Annotated in this window: 1 protein-coding gene; it reads left to right on the forward strand. The window is 63.3% G+C overall.

The window, feature by feature from the left end:
- The coding region (locus tag ADK36_RS10030) for an alpha-amylase family glycosyl hydrolase (RefSeq protein WP_267887395.1) at window positions 1-772 on the forward strand (772 nt) is incomplete at both ends.

Consider the following 772-nt stretch of genomic DNA (forward strand, 5'->3'; position numbering starts at 1 on the left):
ACTCGACTACCTGCAATGGCTGGGCGTCGACTGCCTGTGGCTGCCGCCCTTCTTCAAATCGCCGCTGAAGGACGGCGGCTACGACGTCTCCGACTACACCTCCGTGCTGCCCGAGTTCGGCGACCTCGCCGACTTCGTCGAATTCGTGGACTCCGCCCACCAGCGCGGCATGCGGGTCATCATCGACTTCGTCATGAACCACACCAGCGACCAGCACCCGTGGTTCCAGGAATCCAGGAACGACCCCGACGGCCCGTACGGCGACTACTACATGTGGGCCGACGACGACAAGCAGTACGCCGACGCCCGCATCATCTTCGTCGACACCGAGGCCTCCAACTGGACGTACGACCCGGTCCGGGGGCAGTACTTCTTCCACCGCTTCTTCTCCCACCAGCCGGACCTCAACTACGAGAACCCGGCTGTCCAGGAGGAGATCCTGGCCGCCCTCCGCTTCTGGCTGGACCTGGGCATCGACGGCTTCCGGCTCGATGCCGTGCCCTATCTGTACGCGGAGGAGGGCACGAACTGCGAGAACCTTCCCGCGACCCATGAATTCCTCAGGCGTGTCCGGCGTGAGATCGACGCGATGTATCCGGACACCGTGCTGCTGGCCGAAGCGAACCAGTGGCCGGAGGATGTCGTCGATTATTTCGGTGATTACCAAAACGGTGGCGACGAATGCCACATGGCCTTCCACTTCCCGGTCATGCCCCGCATCTTCATGGCCGTACGGCGGGAATCCCGCTACCCGGTCTCGGAAATCCTCGCC

It is taken from the genome of Streptomyces viridochromogenes, from assembly GCF_001270495.1.
Lineage (GTDB): Bacteria > Actinomycetota > Actinomycetes > Streptomycetales > Streptomycetaceae > Streptomyces > Streptomyces viridochromogenes_A.